Source organism: Arthrobacter crystallopoietes, from assembly GCF_002849715.1.
In the GTDB taxonomy this organism is placed as follows: domain Bacteria; phylum Actinomycetota; class Actinomycetes; order Actinomycetales; family Micrococcaceae; genus Crystallibacter; species Crystallibacter crystallopoietes.
In genome coordinates this window covers 3,279,343-3,301,603 of sequence record NZ_CP018863.1, presented here as the reverse complement: position 1 = coordinate 3,301,603, position 22,261 = coordinate 3,279,343, and the positions used below count along the sequence as shown (strand labels likewise).

Below are 22,261 nucleotides of genomic sequence, written 5' to 3'. Positions count from 1 at the left end.
GCTGTCCGGGCGGTGCTTTCACCGCTCCTCTTGCTGTCAATCATGGTTCTTTATCCTTTTGCCTGAACGCGCGGGCGGGGCCGGGCCTTGCCGGGCGGGGTATCCGCCCGGCAAGGATTCGGTGATTAGGCGGCCGTTTGGTGCAGTCTGAAGAGTTGCTATGCGAGGTCGATCAGGTGCCCGGGCACGTCGGCGAGGACTCAGGTTTCTTCAAAGCCCAGCAGCGCGGACGCGGCGGCAATGGACAAAGTTCAGGATCTTGTCTTCCGCGTTCAGGTAGAAACGCCAGTCATCCCCGCTCATGGCTTCAAGGTTCCCCGCCACGAGGGTTTGCAGGGTTCCAGACCAGCATCAACAGGTGACCGACAGGTACAAGTTTCCCCGCTCCACGTGGGCCGTAATCCCCCCAGTACGGCAACGGCTGGAAGGACTTCGACGATGACCGGTACAGGGCAGGTTGGCTTGCGGCGAACTCGCTGGCGTCACTTCACGGGTCCGGGGGATTAAGCTCCGGAGGGTAGAGCTCTGGGTGTCAGGAATGTTGGGCGTCGGCGGGCTTGACGACGTGGTAGATCGTTCCGGTGGAGACGTCTTCCTCGAGGTCTTCGAGGGAGCGGCCCCGGGTTTCGGGGACTTGGGTGATTACGAAGAGCAGGGCCAGCAGGCCGATGCCCGCGAAGAGGAAGAACGAGCCGGAAATGCCGACCGCGCCAACAAGCGTCGGGAAGTACAGGGCTAGGAAGCCGTTCATGGTCCAGCCGAAGAACACCGAGACGCCGATACCCAGCCCGCGCATGTGCAGCGGGAAGATCTCTGCAAGCCACACCCAGATAGCGATGTTCAGGAATGTCTGCATCGAGAGCACGAATGCGACCACGAGGATCAGGATCACGATTGGGCGGGCCGGGTTGCCTTCGGGAAGCAGCATGCCGGCGACCCCAATCAGCAGGTGGCAGGTCGTGGTCAACGACAACCCGATGATAAACGTGGTGCGGCGGTCAAGCCGGTCCATGTTGCACAAGGCAATGATGCCGCCGATAACGGCCACGACGCCGAACGCGATGTTCGCGAGTACGGCCTGCTGCGCTGACATCCCGGACTCCTCCAGAATGCGCGTGCCGTAGTACATGACTGAGTTAATACCGGTCAGTTGCTGGGTTACGGACAATCCGATGCCAACCAGGACGATCCGCCGCAGCCACTTGTTCGTCAGAACTGCCTTCAAGCCGATCTGGTGCTCCTCGACCTCCTTGACCGCTACGTGCTCGATCTCCCGTAGCTCAGCTTTCGCGCGCTCGGCCGGACGGACCGACTCCAGCACTGCCAAAGCTTCACCGTACCGACCCTTCTCGGTCAACCAGCGTGGGGATTCGGGCATGCGCAGCATGCCGATGAACAATGCGATCGCCGGCACCGCGGAGACGGAGAACATGATTCGCCACACGCCGTCTACGATGCCGCCGAGCGAGGTGGCGATGATCGCATTCATCACGAATGCGGACAGCTGACCAATCACGATCGCCAGCTCGTTCCGGCCCGTGATCGACCCACGGATCTCGAATGGGGCCAGCTCGGCCAGATACACCGGCACCACCGTCGAGGCCCCACCGACGGCTAGGCCGATCATGATCCGCCCGCATACCAAGACCGCGAACCCCGTAAGGGAGAACGTTCCCGGCTCAGGAGGCGCGGGCGAGAAGACCACCAGCAGCGTGCCCACGAAGAACAGCACCGCCAGCATGATGATCGTTTTACGTCGGCCCCATGCATCCGAGATCCGGCCGCAGACCAGAGCTCCAACCGCCGCCGCGAAGATCAGCGAACTGATCACCACGCCCAACTGGATCAGGTTCAACCCCAGGTCCTGGGCCATCGGCCCCTCGGCCCCGTTGGTCACACCCGTGTCATACCCAAACAGCAGGCCGCCCAAACAGGCCACGGTCGAGATCAATCCGAGCCGCTTCCGATGCGGTCCACTGGTCAACGGCGGAAGGGTGACTTGTCTGTCGACAGTAGATTTTTGAGACATTTAAACTCCTTTGTCGCTACCTGGATGATGTATTTGTGAATCGCGCATGGCGCCCTCAAATGATGGATTGGTCGTAATTTGAATGCGGCGTTTCGGCCGGAAATGCAGGATGCTACGTGGTGCTGTGGCGGGTGCGGGTGGAGTGCGGCTCGAATGTCCGGGCAAACATGTGAGGACCTTCCGACAGAACGAACGGGTGGGTGGCCTGGTGGTTCAGCGGGAATCGCAGCTGCGCTTGTTGTAGGTGCGGAAGACCGCGGCCAGCAGCAGCACCAGGCCCTTGACGACGGGCTGAACCGACTAGTCGACGTCCATCAGCTGCACGCCGTTGCTCATCGCAGCGATGATCAATCCGCCGGCGATGGCACCGACGGCCTTGCCGACCCCGCCGGCCGCGCCGGCCGCGGTGGCCGCGGTGGCACCGCTGATGAAGCTACGGCGATCACGTCCAGTTTGAGCGTATTCCCAGTTCTGCCAAGTAGTACACAACGGACAAGACGTTCATACAGTAGCATAAAAACGCGCTAAAAGTGATCCAGATTACTTCTCGATCGAGTCTATTCCTGGGGGCGGACGCTGGTGCGACATGAAGGTGGCCTACGCTACCGCAGGCAGGCCTGCCACCCCTGGGGCGCCGGGCGCGGGATGGCCAAGCAACGAAGAGTGGGGTAAGCAGGGGCCGTCATTCAGCTGCTATGCAAGGCCTGCCTGTCGCCGAGCCGGTGCGTCAAGAAAGCATGGAGGCCGACCGGCACCTTGGTGCCCCGCAGGCAGAATCGGATCCCATGGGCCAGGGGCCGGAGGCATCCGAAGTGTTCTGGGTCATAGTTTGACCCTCGAGCAGTGTTCGTGAAATGCTTTGGACACATTGTCCATTACGCGGGACTGCGACGGTAAGCGGACGCCGGTCACTCGCGGTCGCCAAGCCCACTTGGCATGCGCGGATGAGGTCGACTGCATCCGCGCTGGCTGGCCCATCGTGTCCCTGGTCACGGATGCGCTGGCCGTAGCCCGCCGTCGATACCTACCGATCCGAAACCAGCAGGGCACCTCGATCGAGGTGGACCCAGCATGAGCACGACGAAAGAAGAGACCATGACCCCTCAACTGATCGCCACCTGTTGGACCAGCGCCGGCGACGCCGCGCCCATGCGGGCCGATGAGACAAGCCCAGTGCCCCTGGCCAAGCGCATTGCCGCTGTCGCCCAGACCGGGTGGTCCGGCATCGGCCTGGTGCATGCCGACCTTGTTGCGGCTCGCGATACGATCGGCTACCCCGAACTGTCGCGCATGATCCGCGACGCCGGCATCGGAATCGTCGAGGTCGAGTTCCTCAACGACTGGTGGACCACCGGTGAAGAGCGTGCTGCAGCTAACGGTATCCGTGCAGACCTGTTCGAGGCCGCAAAGGTGCTGGGAGCCCGGCATATCAAAGTCGGAGCGGGTATGACCGAACAGCCGCTGCCCCTATCGACAATCGCTGGCGCCTTCGCCGACCTCGCGGACGAGGCCGCCGAAGCGGGCATCCAGCTGGCCTTGGAGGCCACCCCGTTCTCCCACCTTCGTACCACGCAGGAAGCCGTGGAGGTCGTGGGACGTTCGAGCAGCCCATCCGCGGGCTTGTTGATCGACATCTGGCACACCGCCAAGACTGGGCTATCCCACGAGGAACTGTGGAAGGTGGTACCGATGGAACGCGTTGCGGCGATCGAGGTCGACGACGGCTACCACAAAACCGTCGGGACCATCTTCGAGGACACCATCAACAACCGTGCATATTGCGGCGAGGGCGACTTCGATTCGCGGACGTTCGTCGAGCGCACTCTGGAAGCGGGATGGACGGGACCGTGGGGTGTCGAGATAATCTCGGCGGAGCACCGTGCCCTCCCCGTCCTCGATGGTCTGAAGAAAGCCCAGGACACCGCACTCGCCTGCTTCCCGACGGCTGGCTAGGGAACCGACCGGAATTTGACCCCGGCGCACGCCACTGTTCCTTCGGTTATGACCAGCGCCTCGAGGCCTTCGGCCCCGAGGGCATGCTGTCCGTCGGAAACGTCACGCCAACTTTGGTCAAGAAGTACAACTCGACGGGCACGGAGCAGGCAGAGCCATACATGCCGTTCTTCCTCGAGCGTTACGCACAGGCATACAATGACGAGCCGCAAGCCTTCGCCCAATCCGCCGCCAAAGGCCGGACGGTGGCGGTCGCCGGGGTCGCCGCAGCCAGTGCTGGATAAGCCTACAGAGACACCCGTTCGAGTTGCGTCCGTGATCACGGACGACTCGCTTATCGAAGAGACTTGAGAGAAAAGAGAGACAAATGAAAACTTTGACCCTGGGACTCGTCGGCGTCGGCCGGATCGGCCAGATGCATGCCCAGAACCTGCTGACGGTTCGTGACCAAGTGGCAGCTCGCGGCGTGCAGCTCGAAATCGTGCTTGCGGATGCCGCGCCGGAGACAGCCCGCCAGGTTGCCGATCGGTTCGGTCTGCGGGCCACCGAGAGTGTCGACACACTGATCAGCGAAGGCATCGACGGCCTCGTCATCGCGACCAACACCGCAACCCACCCCGACCTGATTCGTGCCGGCCTCGCCGCCGGGATACCGGTGTTCTGCGAGAAGCCCGTCTCCTCCGACGTCGTCGGCGCGCTGCCGCTGCTGAAAGAAATCGAGGCAGCTTCCGGCGTCGTACAGATTGGCCATCAGCGCCGCTTCGACGTGGGCTATCAGGAGGCCAAACGCCGGTTCGACGCTGGCGATCTCGGGTGGCTCCACGGACTTCGGGCCGTGTCAGGGGACGCATTTCCACCCCCGGTGGAGTACCTCGCGACCTCCGGTGGGATCTTCCGCGATATGGCTGTGCACGATTTCGATGTGATCCGCTGGTTGACCGGTCAGGAGATCGTCGAGGTTTACGCACGGGGCACCAACAACGGCGATCCTGAAATCGGCGCTGTGGGTGACGTAGACACGGCGCAGGCCACGCTCACCCTCGCCGATGGCACCGTCGCCATGGCCACGGCCACCCGCTACAACGGGGCGGGGCACGATGTACGCCTCGACGTACAGGGATCCAAGGACACCGTGGTCGTTGGCCTCGACGACCGGTCGGCCCTGCGTTCCGCGGAACCCGACGTGGGGTTCCCGGCCGGGACCGCCCATCAGACGTTCGCCGAGCGGTTCGTCGACGCGTACGTGGCCGAACTGGTCGCGTTTGTCGAACTAGTCCTAGGGGAGCGTGAGAACCCGTGCACGCCGTTCGACGCCGTAGCCGCGTCCCTCGTGGCAGATGCAGCCCAATTGTCCCTCGCCCGTAGTGAACCGGTAGCGGTCCCGGCGCTGCGCGACGTCCTCGACGGCACGGCCGAGCCGGTCCCCGCTGTCGACCTGGTGCCGTTCTCCGCCTAGTACTACGGTCGCGCCTGTTCTGGCCCGGAGGATCCGCGAACAATGGATCCTCCGGAGGACGGATCTGATCGGATAAGCGCCCATGGCTTAGCCCTTGGACGCTTTCATCGGTGTAGTCAAAGAACGCGCCGTGGCCTGACCGGTGGCCAGCTGCTACTCTCGATGGTCCCGCTCCAATAGCTCGATTGCCGTCTAAGGGCACATGCATTCCATGAGAGGGACCTTCCACTAGACAGCGGGACCACACGTACCTCGTCGAAGCTAGGTGGCGTCAAGCTCCTGCAGTCGATGGAGACCTCGCCGACCTCGCGCATACGGCGAACCGGCGTATCGATTCCACCCTGGATCTTTATATCTCCAAGGCCAGGTTCCGGGAAGACGTCGTAGCGCTTTACCGACTCTCACATCAGTCCAGCTCGTCCTAATGAGCGGTGAGGACTTGGTAGTTATCTTCGACGGAAGGATCAGTCTGCACTTCCCTGCGTACGTTCCGTCAACTTCCGGGACGAGAGACGCTCCTGGCAGACCACTGCCAGAGCCGAGCCCTGACCCGAGTTACGCGTGCCCTGCGGTTCCCCGCGACGAACATTGCAGAACCGCCAGGCGAGAAGAGGCAAGCGGCTTCGGATCGAATGGATCTTATTGAAGAGACGCCCAAGTTCGGGGTTAACGAGCAGTTGGCATTAACGCATGGCGCACGCCATACGAAACCATCGCTCACGGATTATGAGCCTGCGGGTCCTGAGGTATCAGGCCGTGCCGGACCGCGGCTACAGGCCGACCCGGGATGTTATATATGGGGTAACGACGTCCATTCTCGAAGCCTCGATCGGCGGCTCATTGGACAAAGCCCGTGGCGATGCATCAGGATCCTGCAGCATCGGTTGAGATCCTGCCGCAGATCGTGGTGCAGCAGCGCGTCGATTCTGCCGGTCCGCAGCAGCGCAAGATTATCGTCGTTCAGGTCATGTCCAATAAACACGGTTGGCTGGCGCCCTGCAGCGTCACAGGCCGCCAAGATTCCCGAATTGCCACCTCCGATGGAGTAGGCGCCCGCCAAGCACTGATCCTCGTTCAGCTCCCCCATCATGGTCTCCCGCGGTTCTCATTCAATCCGTGCGAACCGTCCAGGTAGTGCACGGGGCGCTCCGGTTCCATACGGCGTAGCGCCGCCCGGAATCCCATCTCCCGTTCCTCTTCACCGCGGAAGGAATCGCTGCCCCCGATCACTGCGATGTCGCCCGGCTGTCCTCGTGGGAAAGGAGATATCCGCGGTGACACCGGCTGAACGATTGTCGATGCTTACGTAGGCTAACCGCCGGCTTACCGGCAGGTCGGAGGCGAGGGTGATCACAGGAATGCCAACCGCTTGTAATCGATCGACGGCCGCAACCGCCTCCTGTACGTCCGGTGCCATAAGAACCACGTGGCTGCCCTTGGCCGCGATTTGATCCATCCGGGTAACACAATCCTCCTTTGGCCAGCGTTCATGCAGATGGAAACGAGTTCGGAAAACCGCCGGCCGCAGGAAGGCAGCTCGTCTTCCAGCGCCCTGCGAACCGTCATATGGAACCAGGCCGGCGTAGCTGCCAGGACGTCAATCATGAGACGGCGTCCCACCAGCTACATTTGGTGTCGCTGCGCTTCCAAGTCCTGAATTGCCTGCTGCACTTGCCCGGCAGTCCCGGACCGCACCCCCCGGTCGACCGTGTAGAACCCGGTCAACCGTTGTAACGCTGACACCCGCCTGACGGGCAATCTCACGCACTGTAAACGGATGTGCCATGCTTCACCCCGACTTACCCCTGACAGGTAGTTTTCAGCTTTGCCGCCGGCTTCGTCTGGCCGAGCGCGACGGGTGCATCCGAAAATCGACCAGCGGTCAATCGATCCTTTCCAATGGCCACGATCTTGAAGTTGGCGGCCTTTTCGGCTGGTAGACCGAGAATGTCACCAAATCTGTTCGACCGTAACGGTTTTTCCATTCTGAGCAGATTCGACGGCGGCATCGGCCAACACCAACGCAGCTAGCCCATCCGCGAACCCGGGACTCGGCGTGGTCCCGCTCCGGATCGCTTGGGCAAAAGCTTGCAACTCCAAGCGGTATGCCTCGGCATATCGTTCCAGAAAGAAATTCATAATGGGGTCTTGTAGCTCTGTACCGCTGGCGTCGTGCTTGCGCACAGCGGTTGGAGTCAAGTTTCGCGCTTCGAGCATGCCTTCAGGGCCGAAAGCCTCCAGACGCTGATCGTATCCGTAAGAACAATGGCGCGAATTGGTGATCGATATGAGCTCGCCGCCGCGTCCACGCAGTGTCACGACCACGGAATCGTAGTCGCCAAGCTCTCGAATATCATCACTGAACTGGTTGGCGCCAACAGCCGTGACCTCGACGATATCCGGCACGAAGAAACGTGCCATATCCAGATCGTGAATGGTCATATCCCGGAAAATTCCTCCGGAAGTCTCGAGGTAGCCGCGTGGGGCCGGCGCCGGATCCCTGCTGATGATGGTCAGCTGTTCCAGAGGCCCAATCTCGCCGGCTTCCACACGCGCGTTGACCGCTGCGAAACCCGGGTCGAATCTGCGGTTGAATCCGAGCATGATGGGGGCTGTGGCGTTCTTGACTCGATCACGGCAGGCCAGGACCGTGTCTAGGTCCAGGTCAATGGGTTTCTCGCAGAGGACTGCTAGGCCCCGCTCCGCAGCACGGGTCATGAGGTCCACGTGAGTGTTGGTCGGTGAGCCGATGATGACCCCGTCAAGATCCTGTGCAGCGAACACCTCCTCGGGGTCCTGGACTGCGCGGGCTCCTGTTTGGGAAGCCAAGGCACGGGCTGCGTCTATAAACGGATCGGCAATCAGTACCAATTCGATATCGGGATCTGCCGCGAGGTTGCGGGCATGGACCTGTCCGATGCGGCCTGAGCCGAACAGCGCAAGGCGGAGAGGACGGGATGAACTCATGATTGTGTATTCCTTCGGTTATGGCGCTTAGGAGGAGACGTTGGGAAAGCTGGCAACAGCGGTGTTGAAGGCGTGCTGCAGGCCTTCGTATACCGGGGTGTTGCGGTGGGTTTCGGAGATGATTTCCACGCCCCAGGGGCCGCGATAGCCTGCTTTAAGGGCATGTTGCACGAAACCAGCGGTGTCGAACTCGCCCTCGCCACAATAGGTCCGTCGATTGATGGTGTCCTCGAAGATCGTGCCCAGGGTGTCGTAATAGCCGTCGTCGATCTCTACGGCAGCTACCCGGTCCATCGGGACGATGGACCATAGTTCCTCATGCGACAGTCCGGTCTTCGCGGTGTGCCAGATGTCGATCATCAGTCCGGCCGATGGGCTATCGGTTGCCGTGACTACCTTGATTGCGTCCTGTGTGGTGCGCAGGTTTGAGAAAGGGGTGGCTTCCAGAGCAAGTTGGATGCCCGTGGATGCCGCATCGTCTGCCAGCTCGCCGAAGGCATCAGTGAGCACGGAGATGGGGAGCGGCACGTCGGCGTTGCCAGCACCGATCTTTATGTGGCGGGCCCCCAGCGCGGTGGCCGCTTCGAACAGATCTGCACGGATCGTGTCGGAGGATTCACGGGCGCTACCTGTGGCCCACCAATCGTTTAGAAACTCAATTTCGGTGATTGACAACCCTGCCTCGCTGATCTGTCGGGCCAGTTCCGGGTAACCGATAGTTTCCCGGGCCAGTATCAAATCGGCATGAACCAAACCAATGCCCGCCCACCCAGTTGCGGCGATGGCCGCAATGCGGTCGCTGAGGGCAATTGGACTCGCCTCACTGGGGCGTAGTGGAGCAGCGTCTCCCGCGCTGGTCCAGCAGGTGGCGATCAGCGCGGGAGCGCTGGTGGGGGAATGCGTGTTCATCATGCTCCTAGCTGACGGGGACCTGGGCAGCCAGTGAAACTTCAGCGCCCTGGGCGTTGTTGGATCGGTAGCTGGCTTCAACGATTTGAGCGACGCTCAGCGCGTCGGCGACCGGAGCTACGATTGGCGCTCCGGTTCGCATCGAATTCACCCAGCCTCGCATCTCGGTATGGAAATTCGAGATGTTCCCCAACTCCGGGAGCTCAGAGAACTTATTGGCTTCGGTGCGGGCAAACGGTGGTGTGAAATGGGATTCGGTCCATTCATTCCAACCGGGCAAGTAGCCGTCACGGGCCTGATCAACGTGTACGCGCAACGTTTGCGGCAGAACACCAATTTCGAGCATTCCGCGTGTGCCGTAAACGAAGATCCGCGAGCTTTCGAACCATTCCAGGCTGTCATGCCCGTCAAAGCTGAACGTAACGGATAGATCCGGGTAATTCAATAGCACCGACGCCGAGTCTTCGCGGCTCTTCCCGTCCGACAATCTGGGGGACTTATGAACGCGGGCATTGACTGACTGCGGAGCGCCGAACATGTGTACCAGCGAATCGAGCATATGGCACCCCAGAATCCACAGCACTCCCCCCATGTCAGCCGGCTGGTTCAAGTGGTCAGTCAGATGTTCACCGACCATCGCCGACCCCCGGGCCGATACAGTGACGACCTCTCCTATGGTGCCTCCAGCGATGAGCTCGCGTGCCCGCTCAATACTCGGGGCCAGACGCACGTTGTATCCCACCTGGACAATCTGGTCCTGGGCAGCCGTACGTTCTGCCTCGGCCAATTGAAGAAGGTCCTCCACGGTACCGCCCCCGGGCTTCTCCACGACCACCGATTTTCCGGCGGCAAGCGCGCGGAGCGCATGAGGAACCATGTCCTTGCTCTTGGAATGAACCATAATTGCGTTGATTCGGTCATCGCCCAGCACGTCCTCGATGCTGCGGGCTTCAACATCGTACTTTTCGGTGAAGTATGTCAGCCGGGGATCGGTGTCGGCTGCGGCGACGACTTCAACGTTCTCGATCTCCCGCAGGGCCCGAACCCGTGCTGAGGCGTGGGGGTGTGTGATACCCAGCAATCCGACAACGATAGGCTTCATGACGTGTCTCCTGTTTGTTTGGTACAAGGGTTCCCATGGAACCGGAACCGGCGTCCGGGACCGAGGGGGAAAGATGGGGGAGGAATTTGATTCTTCATTCCCGAAGTGCCGCTGGGTGGACAACTTGTCCAAAGTATTTCATCTCACACCCCACCGGTCAAGTACGCCGGGTCACATCATGCATCCGCAGGCGCGTCGGCAGCCGGGGCCGTTCAAGACATGGAAGGGGCACCCAGGTAGATTGACAACTCCCGGGCCCCCTCGCTGGCCAAGGCGATTGCACCCGCAGACTCAGGTGTTGAGGTAAGAATCCCGTCGCGTAACCCGCTGACCGACAGGGAAGCGACCACATGACCTCGGTGATCAAAGATCGGCGCCCCGACCGCGGCGATGCCGGGGGTCAGCTCATCGTCGCTCAGGGCATAGCCCCTCTCCCGGATAGCTGTCAGTTCACTGAAGAACTTGGAACGTGAGCGCACATCGAATCGGGAGTCGGCACTCTGGGCTAGCATCCCTGCATAATCCTCCCAAGCCTGCTGGTCTTCGAAGGCCAGGAGCGCCCGCGGAGCGGCTCCAACGTGCAGTGGCAACGAACTTCCCAATGCCAGCCGACGGCTGTTTACCCTCTTGCCGTCGATCCGCTCAATGCATACAGCCCTGGTGTTGCGCCGAATACACAAGAAAGCCGTTTCGCCGGTGGCGTCGTGGATACTGCGCAGCACGGGCAGTGCTGCACGGCGCAGGTCCAGGGAGTTGAGCATCTTTCCCGAGAGGGAAAGCATCTTGCTACCCACCCGGTACGATCCACGGTGGCCCAGCTGCTCGACCCAGCCGGCTTCGATGAGGGTGGCGAGCATGCGGTAAACGGAGCTGACCGGCTCGCCGAGTAGTTCGGTCAGCCTGGAGGATGTGGAGACCCGCTCACTGGCCAATGCGCGCATGAGGGCATGGGCCTTTGTGAGTACCGACCCCTGGGAATCCGGCGCCTCAAATTCGCTGCCCGTCGGTTCGGGCTGGAACGAGGCCATGACCTCGGTGAGGGCTTGAGCTGCGGCGGACAGGACCGTCTTTGCTTCTGCTTGCTGGCCCACGACGTGTTCCACCAGGCCGGCGGCGGTTAAGGCCCCGAAGATACTTCCATCGGGATTGAAGACCGGGAAGCCGAGGGCTGCAATTCCGTTGACCACCTCATTGGCCTCCAGGCGCCACCCGTCTCGTCGAGTAGCCTCCACCAGTCGCGCCAGAGTTTGAGCGTCGGTAGGGGTTTCGGCAGAGAGCTGTGCGTAGGGTTCGGAAGCAAGTACCTGCTGGAGCACTTCCCCGGGCTGCCAGGCGAGCAGCACGTGCGACGCCGCTCCGGCGTGCAGTGGAAGGATGCGCCCGGAGGACAGTTCGTAAAGATCTACATCCGTGGCATCAACCTGGTCCAGGCACACGGCCGTACCGTTGCGGGGGATCCAGAAGGCGGCGGTCAGCCCGAGTTGGGCCTGCACGTCGTCAAGCACCTTCTTCAGTGCGTGCCGATCGACCAAAGCGTCACCGGCGGCCTCGCCCAGGCGCAGGATTCCGGTGCCCATTTCCACCAGCCCCTCCGGAGTGCGCCGCACAATCTCGGCCTGCTCCAATGAAGAGATGATCCGGTAGATGGAGGGGCGGGGTTCGTTCATCACCTTGGCCAGATCTGCCGGCGTGGAGCGACCCAAAATGGATAAATCGTCGACCAACTGGTTTGCCTTCATGACCAGCTGGATCGGGTTTACCGTCTTCATCTGAATGCTCCTCGAATGAGGCCGATAAGGCCTGTGTTCGGCATAAGCCGTTTGGGTCCGGATAGGTTCGACGCTGGCCGGTGTGGGGCGTTTTGCGAGCGTCACAAGATCTAACTCCATCATTTCACTCGCAGTGATTCAGATCATGTGGTACTGTCTGAACACGTTGTCCATTCTATGGCACAAGCGGACACTTGGCCAACATCTCAGTGACAGCGATCCACATTACTTCGCTTTTTCCCTCAGGGAGGGGACATCATGCAGAGAAAAACCCTATTGGTCTCGGCAGCACTCGCCGCGGCATTGCTGGCTACCGGTTGCGGCGGAGAGGGTGCCGGGGGTGGCGTTCAGGGGGGTGGTACGCAGGAGCCGGCAGATACGCGTATTGGCGTCTCTCTGACCAGCCAGGACGAAGAACGCTGGCTGACCGACGGGAAGGCAATCCAGCAGGGTCTGGAGGAACTGGGCTACCAGGTGGATCTGCAGTACGCCAACAACGACATCCCCACTCAGCAGCAGCAGGTTGATCAAATGATCACCAGCGGTGCAGACCTGCTGATTTTGGCCCCCCTGGATGGCACGGCCCTCGCCCCGCAGATCCAGGCGGCAGTCGGTGCCGATGTGCCGATCATTTCCTACGACCGGCTGATTCGTAATAGCGCCGATGTGGACCTCTATGTCACCTTCGACAACTACAAGGTCGGATCCGAGCAGGCCACCGCCTTGTTGACCGGCCTGGGCGTGCTTGACGAGCAGGGGCAGCGTACCTCGGAGAAAGGCCCCTTCAACGTTGAGTTGTTCGGCGGTTCGCTCGATGACAACAACGCCACCTTTGTCTACGGAGGGGCCATGGAAGTCCTGCAACCGTTCATTGACGATGGCACCATCGTGATTGCCTCCAAGCAGACAGAGCTGTCGCAGATCGCCACGAAGGACTGGTCACAGCAGGAAGCCCAGGCACGCATGGACAACCTGATCACTTCTACCTACACGGGCAGCCGCAAGGTCGATGCGGTACTGACCCCGAACGATGCCGTGGCTCGTGGAGTCATCACTTCGCTGCGCAACGCCGGCTACGGACCCACCCTGTCGTCTGAGGGCAAGCCGATGCCGGTGACCACCGGACAGGACGCGGAAATTGCCTCGGTCAAGCTCATCGAGGACCAGGTCCAGTACGCCACGGTCTTCAAAAACACCAAGCTGCTGGCCGCGCAGACCGTGGACTCTGCCGTCAAGCTGCTCAACGGCGAGGAACCGGAGGTCAACGACTCCGAATCCTACGACAACGGCGCCATGGTGGTGCCTTCCTTCCTGATGCCCATCGAGGTAGTCAAAGAAAAGAACATCGACGAGGTCCTGGTGGAGTCCGGCTACTACACCGCCGAGCAGGTCAAAGCCGGGCAGCTCTAGCTGCCCGGGCAACGGAATCAATGAAGCTGGAAGGAATGGGCGCCATGGACGACTACATCCTTGAAATGCGTTCAATTGAAAAGAGCTTTCCCGGGGTTAAGGCACTCTCGGGGGTAACCCTGTCTGCCCGGCGCGGTGAAGTCCACGCGATCTGCGGTGAGAACGGTGCGGGAAAATCCACCTTGATGAAGGTACTCTCGGGCGTATATCCCCATGGCAGCTACGGCGGCCAGATCATCTTTGAGGGAACCGAGTGCCGATTCGCATCCATTCGTGATTCGGAACGGGCCGGAATCGTCATCATTCACCAGGAACTGGCGCTGGTGCCGCACCTATCGATCGCGGAGAACATTTTCCTTGGAAACGAGCGGCGCGGCCCAGGTGGTCTCATTGACTGGCATCGCGCCCATGCCGAAGCGAGTGAGCTGCTGGACAGGGTTGGCCTTCGCGAGAAATCCACGACACCTGTGGGGCAGCTGGGCGTGGGCAAGCAGCAGCTTGTCGAGATCGCGAAGGCGTTGTCAAAGGACGTGAAGTTACTGATCCTGGATGAACCCACTGCCGCCTTGAACGATACGGACTCGGCACACCTGCTGGGTCTGGTGCGTCAGCTGCAGGATCAAGGGATTACCTCGATCATCATTTCCCACAAGCTCAACGAAATCGAGGCGTCGGCGAACACCACCACAGTGATCCGGGACGGGCAGACGGTGGAGTCCATGGACATGGCCGATGACTCAGCGAGCATTGACCGCATCATCCGTTCAATGGTTGGCCGGGACCTGGAATCGTTCTATCCCGATCGGGTCTCGGATCCAGGCGAGGTTGTCCTGGAAGTCCAGGACTGGACAGTGCGCCACCCGGTGCAGGATCGGCTGGTGGTCGAAGGGGCTTCCTTCACTGTGCGGGCCGGTGAAGTCGTGGGAATCGCCGGCTTGATGGGAGCCGGGCGCACAGAGCTGGCCATGAGCTTGTTCGGGAAGTCCTATGGCCGGTTCATTTCGGGACGTGCATCGATGCGGGGCCGGGAAGTCAAGCCCCGCAGTGTCGCCGAGGCGATCGATTACGGCATGGCTTACGTCAGCGAGGACCGCAAGCAGTACGGCTTGAACCTGCTGGACACCATTGCCCGGAATATTTCCGGCGCTGCTTTACCCAAGCTGGCGCGGTTCGGCTGGGTTAACCAGCACAGGGAGAACAAGCTGGCCGAACAGGCAATGGAGAAGATGCGGATCAAGGCACCGAGTGTACAGTCCGTTGTCGGTCAGCTCTCGGGGGGAAACCAGCAAAAAGTGGTGCTTTCCAAGTGGCTTTTGACCGGACCCGATTTGTTGATCATTGACGAGCCGACACGCGGCATTGATGTCGGTGCCAAATACGAGATTTACCAATTGATCAACGAATTTGTGGCGGCGGGCAAGGCAGTAGTGGTGATCTCCTCGGACCTCCTGGAGATCCTGGGCACCTGCGACCGGATCTATACCCTGTCCCAGGGGCGGATTACCGGTGAAGTTCCGGTCGGCCAGGCGACCGAGGAAAACCTGATGACATTGATGACCAAAGAGAAGGAAGCAGTGCGATGACTACGATGGCCCAACGCACAAACAAACCGTTACAAGACCCCGGCGGCACCGGCTCCTCGACGCTGACCGAGCTGCGGCTGGCGCTGACCCGCAACCTGCGCACCAGCGGGATCTACATGGCTCTGGTGGCCCTGGTAGTGCTGTTCGCTGTGTTCACCGGAGGTGCATCGCTCTCCCCGGGAAATATCACGAACATCGTGCTGCAGTACTCCTACATCTTGGTCCTCGCCATAGGCATGGTCATTGTGATCATCGCCGGCCATATTGATCTATCGGTCGGGTCGGTGGTGGCGCTGACCAGCGCCATTTCGGCGATCACGGTGATCAAATACGGGATGCCCTGGTGGGCTGGCGTTCTCGCTGCCCTGGCGGCAGGGCTGGCGATCGGCGCATGGCACGGCTTCTGGGTCGCCTATGTCGGAATCCCTGCCTTCATCGTGACGCTGGCCGGCATGCTGCTCTTCCGCGGCATGACCCTCTGGGTGCTGGACAATATTTCGCTCTCGCCCTTCCCTTCCGAGTATGGAGTCATTGCGTCCGGATTCGTCAACGGGCTACTGGGCGGGTACGGGTATGACACCTTCACCTTGCTCGTGTTCGCGATCGGAGTCATCGGTTTCGCGGTAAACGAATACCGTACGCGCAAGACACGCCGGTCCTACCGGCAGCCGGTCCCCCCGTTGTGGCTCTTCGCAGCGAAAATCGCGGCCGTCGGCGTGGTCGTCATGGCCTTTGCCTGGCAGCTGGCCACCGCCCGCGGTTTGCCTGTGGTGCTGATCATGCTGGCAATCCTCATCATGGCCTACTCGCTGATCATGCAGCACACAGTATTCGGCCGGCAGATCTACGCGATCGGCGGCAACCTCTCCGCCGCCGCATTGTCGGGCGTGAAGGTCAAGGCAGTGAACTTCTGGATCTTCGTGAATATGGGCCTGCTCTCAGCCGTAGCCGGCATCGTCTTTTCCTCGCGCACCAACGGGGCCCAGCCCGGCGCCGGCAACATGTTCGAGCTGGATGCGATCGCTGCGGCGTTTATCGGCGGTGCAGCAGTCACCGGCGGCGTGGGCAAGGTTGTCGGGGCGGTGGCCGGTGCCTTGATCATGGCGGTGATGAGCAATGGCATGCAATTGATGGGTATCGACCAGTCGGTGCAGTCCGTGGTCAAGGGCCTGGTACTGCTGCTCGCCGTGGCCTTCGACATCTGGAACAAGCGCCGCGCCGGCGCTCAGTAAAACACCCGAACAGCAGCAAGCAAAGAACAACAACCACATGCGAAGGAGTTCGACGATGACGGCAAAGACAATGGACACACAGAAAACCAGGGACCGCGAATTCACCTACCAGGCGCTGCCCATGCGGGTGCGGTTCGGAATCGGCTCGCTGGCCGATCTTCCGGCCGAACTCGACGCGATCGGGCTCAAGCGCGTGCTGGTACTCTGCTCCCCTGAACAGGCAGCAACCGGGCGAGAGGTCGCCCAGGCCCTGGGCTCCCGGGCCGTAGGCGTCCTGCCCGAAGCCGTGATGCATGTGCCCGCCGAAGCCGCACAAAAAGCCAGCGACGAAGCCAAGCGGGTCGGCGCCGATGGATGCGTGACAGTAGGCGGCGGCTCGGCGATCGGCTTGGGCAAGGCGATCGCATTGAACCACTCACTGCCGATCATCGCGGTCCCAACAACCTATGCGGGGTCGGAAATGACCCCCGTGTGGGGGCTCACCACCGATGGCCGCAAGGAGACCGGCCGGGACGCCCGGGTGCTGCCGCGAAGCGTCGTCTATGACCCCACCCTGTCTGCCACCTTGCCGGTAGGAATGTCCGTCACCAGCGGCGTGAACGCCATCGCGCACGCTGTCGAAGCACTGTACGCCCCGGACGCCACGCCCATCATCTCCCTGATGGCTGAAGAAGGGGTCCGTGCCCTGACCGGTGCCTTGCCGAAAATTGTCAAAGATTCAGCCGATCTGGATGCCCGTAGCGACGCACTCTATGGGTCCTGGTTGTGCGGGGCGTGCCTCGGGGCCACGACGATGTCGCTGCACCATAAGCTATGCCACGCCCTGGGCGGCACGTTGAACCTTCCCCACGCCCAGACCCACACCGTAGTTCTTCCCTACGCACTGGCTTTCAACCAGCCCGCCGCACCGGCTGCCAAGGCTGCACTGTCCCGAGCCTTGGGCGGGGTGGAAGATCCGGCGTTGGCCCTGTGGAACCTCACAGGAGAACTCGGCGCTCCACGTTCCCTCGCTGAATTGGGCATGAAGGAATCCGATGTGGAACGCATCGTCGAAGAGGTCACCGGCTACTCCTATGGAAACCCGCGTCCCATTGATGCAGCCACCGTACGCGCTCTGCTGACGGACGCATTGCACGGCGGCGCTCCCCGCGAGAACCCGGGACAGCAGGAGGACTGAAATGTCATTAACCACTGCCGAAGCCACCGGGTTGCAAGTGGCGCCGCTGGTGCTGGGGACAAATGTTTTCGGTTGGACCGCCGACGAGGCCCAGTCACACCGGATCCTGGACGCTTTCGTCGCCGCGGGCGGTAACTTCATCGACACTGCTGATTCATATTCTTTCTGGGTTGAGGGAAATACCGGCGGTGAATCCGAAACGATCATTGGTACCTGGCTGGCCAAGCGAAGCGTACGTGAAGAGATTCTGATCGCTTCGAAAGTCAGCTACCACCCGGAGCTGTTCGGACTGGCACCTGCCACGATCCGCGAGGGAATCGACGATACACTCCGGCGCCTGGAACTGGATTATGTGGACGTTTATTATGCCCACTTCGATGACCCTGAAACGCCGTTGGAACAGACCATTGCGACATTCTCCGAACTGGTGGATGAAGGCAAGATCCGCGCGATCGGGGTCTCGAACTATAGCGCCGAGCGGTTGGCCGAATGGATGGAAATCACCGAGTCGGGCGGATACCACGTTCCAGTAGCGCTGGAACCCCAGTACAACCTGATGGAGCGCGGCATAGAGGAGCGTCTGCTTCCGCTGGCCAGGGAGCACCGTCTTGAGGTATTCCCCTACTACTCGCTCGCTCACGGATTCCTGACCGGCAAATACCGTCCAGGTGTTTCCGTGGACAGCGCCCGGGCCGACGACGCCACACGTTATCTCGACGGGCGCGGCGAACGGGTGCTGGAAGCGCTGGGCTCAATCGCCGCCGACCGCCGCCTGCCCTACGCGCCGATCGCACTGGCGTGGCTACGGTCCCAGCCAGGCATTACCGCACCGATCGCCAGCGGGCGTACCGTCGAACAGCTTGAACCGCTGCTGGAAACCATCGATCTGGTGCTCAACGACGACGAACTATCACTACTGACCGCTGCCTCGCAGAACCAAGGAACCGAATCATGACTCGTCAGCAGGAGTACACAACCGTTTCCGACGCTCAGCAGGCTGTCGAGGAAAAGCTCATCGCCAACGTCCTGACCTCGTTCGAGGGATGCACCGATGACCGCTTGAAGCAGATCATGCAAGCCCTGGTACGCCACCTGCATGCATTCATTCGAGACGTGCGCCTGAGCGAGACGGAATGGAACCAGGCCATCGAATTTTTGACCGAGGTCGGGCACATCACCGATGACAAGCGGCAGGAATTCATCCTGCTCTCGGACGTGCTCGGCGCGTCGATGCAGACCATCAACGTGAACAACGAGGCGCGCGGCAATGCCACCGAGGCAACCGTGTTCGGCCCGTTCTTCGTCGAGGACGCCCCGCTGATTGAAAATGGCGGGGATATCGCCGGGGGCGCTGCCGGAGAACCCTGCTGGGTAGAGGGAACTGTCCGTGATCTCGACGGCAACCCCATCCCGGGCGCACGGATCGAAGTATGGGAGGCCGATGACGAGGGCTTCTACGATGTACAGCACGCCGACGGACGCGTCTACGGGCGAGCACACCTCTTCAGCGACGACAAAGGCCACTACCGGTTCTGGGGACTAACCCCCACACCGTACCCGATCCCACATGATGGACCAGTGGGCCGGATGCTGCAGGCCACAGGACGCTCACCGATGCGAGCCAGCCACTTACACTTCATGGTCACGGCCCCTCAGATGCGCACCCTCGTCACGCACATCTTCGTGAACGGTGACGAGCTGTTAAAACACGACACCGTATTCGGGGTAAAGCAGTCACTGGTCAAAGACTTTATCCAGCAGCCTGCTGGCGCTCCCACACCGGATGGACGTGAGCTAGGCGAGACCACCTGGGCAAAAGCCCACTTTGATATTGTCCTTGCGCCTACAGGTTCCTAAACAAATCACTGTCCTCCTTTCCTACCCACGCATGTTCACGCGTGATGTCGGAAAGGAAGACAGTGGGCAAGGACTGAAGTCTGCCGAGCCGGGAACGGGTGAGCGTGAGGGATGTTGGGGAAGGACGCGTGGTCCTTGGAAGGCACGCTTGCTTCGCCAATCTTCCCTACCCGCAGAGCCGGCGTGCTAGACAGTAAGGATGATGTGGCTCTTCACCCTGCTGGGCGTCGTTCTGATTGTTGCCGGGCTGAACGACATTTTCCATACCCTGCTCCGGCCAACGGGGCGAGGCCATTTGAGCCACTTCGTGGTCAACGGCATGTGGAAGGCCTTCAGGGGCAACCAAGCGATCCGGAAGTACGCCGGCCCGCTGGCCATCGTCTCCGTGATCCTCACCTGGACCGCGCTGCAGGCAATAGGCTGGGCGCTGATCTACTACCCGCATTTTCCCGACGGGTTCTCCTATTCACCCGGACTTGATGAAACCAGGTATTCGAATGCCGCCGAGGCACTGTACGTCTCGGTCATGACGCTGTCCACGCTCGGGTACGGCGACGTCGTTCCCATCGACAACTGGATCCGCTGGGTCTCTACCTTTCAGGCAGTCACCGGCTTCGGGCTGCTCACCGCGGCCGTTTCCTGGTTCATGCAGATTTACCCTGCCCTTTCCCGCCGCAGGACGCTGGCGCTGAAACTGTCGTCGATGAGCAAGAGCGGGTACGCGGACAAGCTGCGGCAGCTCGAACCTTCAGTGGCCTGCAGCGCGCTGGAATCCGTGGCAGACAGCATTGTCCAGGCCCGAATCGACCTGAGCCAGACCACGGAGACTTACTACTTTCGGGATACGTCCGCTGATCTTGCTCTTGCCGTTTCCCTCTCCTACGCGCTCGACCTTTCCGCGGCAGGACAGCAATCCTCCAGCACGGACGTCAATCTCACCGCCGAGGTGCTGGAGACCTCGCTGACTGAGCTGGCCCATTACCTGCGGGACGAGTTCACGCTCGAAGGCACAACCACCCGCGAGGTTTTCCACGCGTTCGCGGCAGACCACGGCCACCGGGACTGATCCACCGCCCGCCCCTGCCCGAAACTGACCTAGCGCCCTCCGCCTTCTGCCAACTGCCCGTCGAGAAACGCCAGCACCTCCGCAGAAGCCGGATCGATGAGGTGGCCGCCCTCTACGACTTCGTGCCGCGACCCGGGGATCAGGTCCGCCAGTACGTTGTCAACGGCGCGGAAGACCGGCGGCGACGCGGCACCGGAAACAATCAGCACGGGCTTTCGCACGTGGGCCAACTGCTCCTGGTCCGGCCGGGAGGAGCCGCCTTTCAGCTCGGCCAAGATGGCGGGAGCGTTATCGAGCACCATACGGCGCCAGGTCCCGGGCAGCTGCGTCCAGCCCTCATCGCCGAGGATCTCCCGGTAGAAGCAGTCCGCCCCGGCCTCCGGTCCCCCGGTGGCGGCAGCCGCGGCGACGTTTGCCTCCAAGGCGCCCTCCCACGCGTGGGCTTCCGCCGTCATGGTCACGATGGCCGGCTCGAGCAAGACAAGAGCCCGGACCAGCCCCGGGTAGCGTTGCACAAGGTCAACGGCGATCTCGCCGCCATAACTGCGTCCGACAACGACGGCGGGGGTCGCCTTGAGAGCCTGCAGCAGCGCCGCTGCGTCTTCGGCATGTTCGCCTACCGTGGTCATCGTGTATGGTTCCGGCCGCTCGCTGCGGGTGCAGCCGCGCCGGTCGTAGATGATCGTCCGTCCACGTTGGGCCAGCTGCTCCACCGCCTCGCCCCAGACCTTCGCCGAGCTGCCGGTGCCGTGGATGCATAGGATCGGAACGCCGTCGCCGTGTTCCTCGTAGTAGAGGGACACCCCGTTCACACGGATCTCACTCATGGATACAACGCTACGCGCATCCCAAACCGCCCGTCCATGGCCCCGGCAGGGTGATGACTGCGCAGAACGCCAAGTGGCCGCCGGGCCGACAACAGGTACCAAAGGCCCGTTCTTTCCGCGCGCGCACACTTTACACTTGTCGGATGCAAGAGAACTACGCGGAGACTCCCGTCGCAGAACAACTCCAGGATCTGATCCTCAACAACGAGGATGTTGACGACTTCCTGGAAGACCTGGCTGTCCATTCCTCCAACATCCTTGGCGGGGGCGTCGAGGTCCACTGCGGCGTGACCCTCAAGCGGAATAAACGGGCGCTCACAGTGGCCAGCAGCAGCATGCAGGCCAAGCTCTTGGATGAGGTCCAGTACGGTTTCGGCGACGGGCCGTGCCTGCATGCCATTGCAACCGAGCACACAACGGTCGTAGCCGATGTGCGCACCGATAACCGGTGGCCTGACTATTTCACTGCCGTTGCCGAGTTCGGCTTTTACTCCATGATGGGAGTGCCGCTGATCCTGGGCGAAAGCGGCGGTGCAGCGTTGAACTTCTACGCGCGGGAACCGGACACCTTCAGAGCGGACGCCGTCGGGATTGCCGAAGGCTATGCCGCCCAGGCGTCGCGGGCGCTGCAGCTGGCTCTGCGTCTTGCCCACAAGTCGGAAACTGCAGACCACCTGAAGCGGGCCATGGACTCGCGGACTACCATCGATCTGGCCGTCGGCATCGTCATGGGCCAGAACCGCTGCAGCCAGGACGAGGCGTTCGGTATCCTGAAGAACGCCTCCAGCAGCCGGAACGTCAAGCTCCGCGAGATCGCAGCCGGAATCGTGGCCTCCATCGGCCAAGGACCGGCGCAAACGGTCTTCGACGACTGAGCCTGATGCCGCCTCAACACTGCAGCAGTCCGCCCGGCTCTCCGCGACC

General features: G+C 61.5%; 19 protein-coding genes. 11 read left to right on the top strand and 8 right to left on the bottom strand.

All coding sequences use genetic code 11. From position 1 onward, the window contains the following. Window positions 1-532: 532 nt before the first annotated feature. Both AC20117_RS15405 and AC20117_RS23740 read right to left on the bottom strand, forming a co-directional pair. The gene (locus tag AC20117_RS15405) at window positions 533-2,029 is read right to left on the bottom strand and encodes a sugar porter family MFS transporter (RefSeq protein ID WP_074698882.1); all 1,497 of its coding nucleotides are present in this window, start codon (window positions 2,027-2,029) and stop codon (window positions 533-535) included. Between the two features lie 300 nt (window positions 2,030-2,329). Next, window positions 2,330-2,518, bottom strand: coding sequence for a hypothetical protein (locus AC20117_RS23740; protein ID WP_074698885.1), 189 nt, complete (start codon window positions 2,516-2,518; stop codon window positions 2,330-2,332). Window positions 2,519-3,100: 582 nt separating this feature from the next. Here AC20117_RS23740 and AC20117_RS15395 point away from each other — a divergent pair. From AC20117_RS15395 to AC20117_RS15385, 3 genes are all read left to right on the top strand, one after another. Then, window positions 3,101-3,982, top strand: a complete 882-nt coding sequence (locus AC20117_RS15395) for a sugar phosphate isomerase/epimerase family protein (RefSeq protein ID WP_101632616.1) — start codon at window positions 3,101-3,103, stop codon at window positions 3,980-3,982. 83 nt (window positions 3,983-4,065) lie between these two features. Beyond that, a complete protein-coding gene (locus AC20117_RS23645; RefSeq protein WP_074698890.1) occupies window positions 4,066-4,266 on the top strand; it encodes a hypothetical protein in 201 nt (66 codons plus the stop codon). An 83-nt stretch (window positions 4,267-4,349) separates the two neighbouring features. Next, window positions 4,350-5,438: a Gfo/Idh/MocA family protein gene (locus tag AC20117_RS15385; protein ID WP_074698892.1), complete on the top strand. Its 1,089-nt coding sequence runs from the start codon at window positions 4,350-4,352 to the stop codon at window positions 5,436-5,438. Window positions 5,439-7,035: 1,597 nt separating this feature from the next. Here AC20117_RS15385 and AC20117_RS23735 read toward each other — a convergent pair. From AC20117_RS23735 to AC20117_RS15360, 5 genes are all read right to left on the bottom strand, one after another. Further along, window positions 7,036-7,224, bottom strand: coding sequence for a LacI family DNA-binding transcriptional regulator (locus AC20117_RS23735; protein ID WP_211482266.1), 189 nt, complete (start codon window positions 7,222-7,224; stop codon window positions 7,036-7,038). A 164-nt stretch (window positions 7,225-7,388) separates the two neighbouring features. Then, on the bottom strand, window positions 7,389-8,405 hold the full coding sequence (gene iolG, locus AC20117_RS15375) for an inositol 2-dehydrogenase (protein WP_074698895.1): 1,017 nt from the start codon (window positions 8,403-8,405) through the stop codon (window positions 7,389-7,391). Between the two features lie 27 nt (window positions 8,406-8,432). After that, window positions 8,433-9,317 carry a sugar phosphate isomerase/epimerase family protein gene (locus AC20117_RS15370; protein ID WP_074698898.1) on the bottom strand — a complete coding sequence of 295 codons (885 nt, stop codon included), beginning with the start codon at window positions 9,315-9,317 and terminating at the stop codon, window positions 8,433-8,435. 4 nt (window positions 9,318-9,321) lie between these two features. After that, the gene (locus AC20117_RS15365; protein ID WP_074698901.1) at window positions 9,322-10,416 is read right to left on the bottom strand and encodes a Gfo/Idh/MocA family protein; all 1,095 of its coding nucleotides are present in this window, start codon (window positions 10,414-10,416) and stop codon (window positions 9,322-9,324) included. Between the two features lie 212 nt (window positions 10,417-10,628). Beyond that, the gene (locus AC20117_RS15360; RefSeq protein ID WP_158300478.1) at window positions 10,629-12,185 is read right to left on the bottom strand and encodes an IclR family transcriptional regulator; all 1,557 of its coding nucleotides are present in this window, start codon (window positions 12,183-12,185) and stop codon (window positions 10,629-10,631) included. A gap of 258 nt (window positions 12,186-12,443) precedes the next feature. Between AC20117_RS15360 and AC20117_RS15355 the strand changes: the two genes are divergently transcribed. From AC20117_RS15355 to AC20117_RS15325, 7 genes are all read left to right on the top strand, one after another. Further along, complete coding sequence (locus AC20117_RS15355) at window positions 12,444-13,595, top strand: substrate-binding domain-containing protein (protein ID WP_074698906.1); 1,152 nt, start codon at window positions 12,444-12,446, stop codon at window positions 13,593-13,595. Window positions 13,596-13,639: 44 nt separating this feature from the next. Continuing rightward, window positions 13,640-15,178, top strand: a complete 1,539-nt coding sequence (locus AC20117_RS15350) for an ATP-binding cassette domain-containing protein (protein WP_101632735.1) — start codon at window positions 13,640-13,642, stop codon at window positions 15,176-15,178. 5 nt (window positions 15,179-15,183) lie between these two features. Next, the gene (gene mmsB, locus AC20117_RS15345) at window positions 15,184-16,410 is read left to right on the top strand and encodes a multiple monosaccharide ABC transporter permease (protein WP_074702809.1); all 1,227 of its coding nucleotides are present in this window, start codon (window positions 15,184-15,186) and stop codon (window positions 16,408-16,410) included. Between the two features lie 55 nt (window positions 16,411-16,465). Next, entirely contained in the window at window positions 16,466-17,587 is a 1,122-nt protein-coding gene (locus AC20117_RS15340; RefSeq protein ID WP_211482267.1) for a maleylacetate reductase, read from the top strand. A 1-nt stretch (window position 17,588) separates the two neighbouring features. Then, entirely contained in the window at window positions 17,589-18,542 is a 954-nt protein-coding gene (locus AC20117_RS15335; protein WP_074698908.1) for an aldo/keto reductase, read from the top strand. Beyond that, a complete protein-coding gene (locus AC20117_RS15330; RefSeq protein WP_074698911.1) occupies window positions 18,539-19,444 on the top strand; it encodes a hydroxyquinol 1,2-dioxygenase in 906 nt (301 codons plus the stop codon). The genes AC20117_RS15335 and AC20117_RS15330 overlap by 4 nt, the downstream gene beginning before the upstream one ends. 199 nt (window positions 19,445-19,643) lie before the next feature. Further along, the gene (locus tag AC20117_RS15325) at window positions 19,644-20,510 is read left to right on the top strand and encodes a potassium channel family protein (protein WP_074698914.1); all 867 of its coding nucleotides are present in this window, start codon (window positions 19,644-19,646) and stop codon (window positions 20,508-20,510) included. 29 nt (window positions 20,511-20,539) lie between these two features. Here AC20117_RS15325 and AC20117_RS15320 read toward each other — a convergent pair whose 3' ends face one another. Next, complete coding sequence (locus AC20117_RS15320; protein ID WP_074698916.1) at window positions 20,540-21,337, bottom strand: alpha/beta fold hydrolase; 798 nt, start codon at window positions 21,335-21,337, stop codon at window positions 20,540-20,542. Window positions 21,338-21,480: 143 nt separating this feature from the next. Between AC20117_RS15320 and AC20117_RS15315 the strand changes: the two genes are divergently transcribed. Then, window positions 21,481-22,212, top strand: a complete 732-nt coding sequence (locus AC20117_RS15315; protein ID WP_074698919.1) for a GAF and ANTAR domain-containing protein — start codon at window positions 21,481-21,483, stop codon at window positions 22,210-22,212. The last annotated feature ends 49 nt before the right edge of the window (window positions 22,213-22,261 follow it).